Below are 3,024 nucleotides of genomic sequence, written 5' to 3' on the forward strand. Positions count from 1 at the left end.
CACGCCCTCGGGGTCGAGGCCGTTGACCGGTTCGTCGAGGACGACGGTGGCCGGGTCGCCGAGGAGTGCGGCGGCGATGCCGAGGCGCTGGCCCATGCCGAGGGAGAAGCCCTTCACGCGCTTGTCGGCGACATGGGCGAGGCCGGTGACGGCGAGGACCCGGTCGACGCGGGAGCGCGGGATGCCGTGGGTGAGGGCGAGGGCCGTGAGGTGGTGGCGGGCGGAGCGGCCGGGGTGCACGGAGCGGGCTTCGAGGAGGGCGCCGACGCGGGTGAGCGGGGCGCCGTGCCGGGCGTACGGGCGGCCGTCGACGGTGGCGTGGCCGCGGGTGGGGGCGTCGAGGCCCAGGATCATGCGGAGGGTGGTGGACTTTCCGGCGCCGTTGGGGCCGAGGAAGCCGGTGACGGCGCCCGGTCGGACGGTGAAGCTGAGGTCCTGGACGACGGTGGTGTCCCCGTACCGCTTGGTGAGGTTCTCTGCTCGGATCATGCTGACGACGCTAGGGAGCGGGCGGCGGGCGTTCGTCCGACCTGGGGCGGGCGATGGGGACTTGGCGTAGTACCGGGGTACGACGGGCAGCGAAAAGCCCTTGTCAGAGGCGTGCGGTGGCACGGAGGATCGGGCGCATGGACTTTTCGATACGTGTCATCCGCGCCGACGAGTGGGAGCGGGCCCGCGAGCTCCGCCTCGCTGCCCTGCGCGACCCGGTCGCCCACCTCGCGTTCCTCGAAACGTACGAGGCCGCCGTGCAGCGCCCGGACTCCTTCTGGCAGGAGCGTGCGGAGGGGGCGTCCGAGACGGGCGCCGGGAACGTGCGGCAGTTCGTGGCCGAGGCCCCGGACGGGAGTTGGGTCGGCACGATCACGGTCATGGTGGAGCGGCCCGCGGACGAGGTGCGCTTCGGTGAGCCGGCGAAGGTCGACCAGACGCACATCGTGGGCGTCTACGTACGGCCCGAGGTGCGGGGGACGGGTGTGATCGACGCGCTGTTCCGTGCCGGCGTCGAGTGGTCCTGGTCGCTGACGGAGCCGGTCGAGCGGGTGCGGCTCTACGTCCACGAGGACAACGCGCGGGCCGCCGCCTTCTACCGCCGCTTCGGTTTCGTGGCGACGGGGGCCCGGGTGGGCGTCCCGGGGCACGACACGGCGATGGAGGACGAGTACGAGGTGCGGCGGGCGTCGTAGGCGTCGGTGGCGGGACCGGGATCAGGGTCGGCCCGGGGCCGGTTCGGGGTGCGGCCGCGTCCGGGCGGCGACCGTGATGTGGCGGCCCGCGAGGCGGCAGCCGAGGCAGTCGGGGTGGCCGTGCCGGGCGCCGGTGTCGCGGACCCGCCAGTCCCACTGGTCGGCCGGGCGGGGGCCGGAGGGCTTGCCCCAGCCCGTCAGGTGGAGGGTCCAGGTCGCGGCGGCGGCGAGAACGGCCAGTGCCGCGCCGAGCCACAGGGCCCAGGTGCGATCCAGGCAGATTCCGGCTCCGGCGACGGCGGAGCCCAGTCCTGCGAGGGTGGTTCCGGTCCATCCGGCCAGGGTGTGGCCGAGGTCGACGTCACCGTGGGCACTCATGGATGCTCCCTGTGGGGTGTCGGGGCAGGCAGGATGAAGGCATCGGTGAGACGGTTTATCTCACGAGCTAAGTAACTTAGATGCTAAGGAGTCTCTGCGTGGAGGGCAAGAGCCGTCCCCCGGCCACCGTCGGCGAGGCGATCCACCGGATGGACGCGTACGTGGCCCTGGGCCTCATCGGCCAGCAGGAGGTCGCCCAGGCCCTCGGCCTCAACGTGACCGATCTGACCTGTCTCGGGCATGTGCTCGGCGCGGGCGAGGACCCGCTGTCGGCCGGGGACCTGGCGGAGCGCGCCAACCTCACCACGGGCGCCGTGACCGGCGTGCTCAACCGTCTGGAGAAGGCCGGATACGCCCATCGGGCCCCGGACCCGGCCGACCGGCGGCGGGTGCGCGTGGTCGCGGACCCGGACGCGGCCGCACGGGTCGTCGCGCTGTACCAGCCGTTCTATGCCCGCCTGGAGGACGTCTTCGCCCGGTACACCCCGGAGGAGACCGCGGTCATCGCCGACTGGTTCACCCATGCCGCCGAGGCCGCCCGCGCCCACCTGCACTCCCTGCGCGGCCGCGCCCTCTGACCCGGGAGCGGGCCGAGGCAGGGGCCCTCAGCGGCTCAGGGAGGATTCCGGCCATCTGGTGCGGGCCTGTTCGGGCGAGCGCATCAGGGCCAGGGTCAGGAGGCCCTGCGTGTGGCCGGTGGCGAGGAGCTCCGGGAGCTGGGGGAGCGGGGCCACGGCGGCGACGTCGTCCAGGACGAGGGTCATTGGTGGGTCGAGCCGACCGTCGGATGACCGTGCGGCCATGCGGCGGCCGTGCTCGACCACGCTTGCGGCGAGCGCCGTCAGGAGCGGCATCGCGCCGGGGTGGGTGCGGGGATCCTCGATCGGTTCCCCCACCACGTAGAGGGTGCCCCCTTCGGGCAGGAAAGATGCCAGCGCCAGCGAATCCGTTCGATTCGGGGTGCAGGCCTCCCGGATGTGGACCGAGGAGAGCGACGCCAGCGCACGGGCCGTCAGTTCCTGTGCCATGCGGCGGCTTTCCGGATGCGCGGTGAGCGCCGATTCGAGCAGGCCCGCGTGGCCGGATGCCGCCTTCGGATGGCTGCGGAGGATCCGTACCGGCTCGTGGGCGCCCGTGCCCTGTGCCCAGCGGTGGACCTGGCGGAACGGGCGCCCGTCCACGGCGGCAGCGTGCAGCCAGCAGCGCAGGAGCGTTTCCGCAGTGTCCGCGGTGGCCGCGTCCAGCCGGGAGTGCGGGCGCACCGGCGCCAGCAGGGCGACCGCCCGCTCCGCGGCCACGGCCGGGTCCTCGCAGCGCTCGGACGGCGACCAGTGGAGTCGCGCGGGCGTGTCGCACAGGTGGCCGGGATCGTGGACGAGGACCGGGCCGAGCTTGCCGCGCGCGTCCTTGGTCGCGGACCAGAGGGCGGGATCGGAGGTGACGACCAGGACCGGCCCCTCGG

Annotated in this window: 5 protein-coding genes; 2 read left to right on the forward strand and 3 right to left on the reverse strand. The window is 73.7% G+C overall.

Going from position 1 to position 3,024, the window contains the following annotated elements:
• Positions 1 to 489: ATP-binding cassette domain-containing protein (locus tag AOK00_RS35090; RefSeq protein ID WP_159041928.1), on the reverse strand; the 489-nt coding region annotated here is incomplete at its 3' end.
• Positions 490 to 626: 137 nt separating this feature from the next.
• Here AOK00_RS35090 and AOK00_RS35095 point away from each other — a divergent pair.
• Positions 627 to 1,184 (forward strand): GNAT family N-acetyltransferase, encoded by a 558-nt coding sequence (locus AOK00_RS35095; RefSeq protein ID WP_055604163.1) that lies wholly within the window; start codon positions 627 to 629, stop codon positions 1,182 to 1,184.
• Between the two features lie 21 nt (positions 1,185 to 1,205).
• Here the strand turns inward: AOK00_RS35095 and AOK00_RS35100 are convergent, their stop codons facing one another.
• Positions 1,206 to 1,562 (reverse strand): HGxxPAAW family protein, encoded by a 357-nt coding sequence (locus tag AOK00_RS35100; RefSeq protein ID WP_055604164.1) that lies wholly within the window; start codon positions 1,560 to 1,562, stop codon positions 1,206 to 1,208.
• Positions 1,563 to 1,660: 98 nt separating this feature from the next.
• On the opposite strand from AOK00_RS35100, the gene AOK00_RS35105 reads away from it, so the two are divergent.
• On the forward strand, positions 1,661 to 2,140 hold the full coding sequence (locus AOK00_RS35105; RefSeq protein WP_030323342.1) for a MarR family transcriptional regulator: 480 nt from the start codon (positions 1,661 to 1,663) through the stop codon (positions 2,138 to 2,140).
• Between the two features lie 27 nt (positions 2,141 to 2,167).
• Here the strand turns inward: AOK00_RS35105 and AOK00_RS35110 are convergent.
• Positions 2,168 to 3,024 (reverse strand): type IV secretory system conjugative DNA transfer family protein (locus tag AOK00_RS35110; protein ID WP_216822291.1); only part of this gene is annotated, 857 nt, incomplete at its 5' end.

The sequence above is a fragment of the Streptomyces aureus genome, assembly GCF_001418135.1.
GTDB lineage: Bacteria > Actinomycetota > Actinomycetes > Streptomycetales > Streptomycetaceae > Streptomyces > Streptomyces aureus_A.

What these genes read in the sequence shown, in the direction of transcription:
- AOK00_RS35095 (WP_055604163.1), top strand. Translation starts at nt 627, where the DNA reads ATGGACTTTTCGATACGTGTCATCCGCGCCGACGAGTGGGAGCGGGCC.
- AOK00_RS35100 (WP_055604164.1), bottom strand. Translation starts at nt 1,562, where the DNA reads ATGAGTGCCCACGGTGACGTCGACCTCGGCCACACCCTGGCCGGATGG.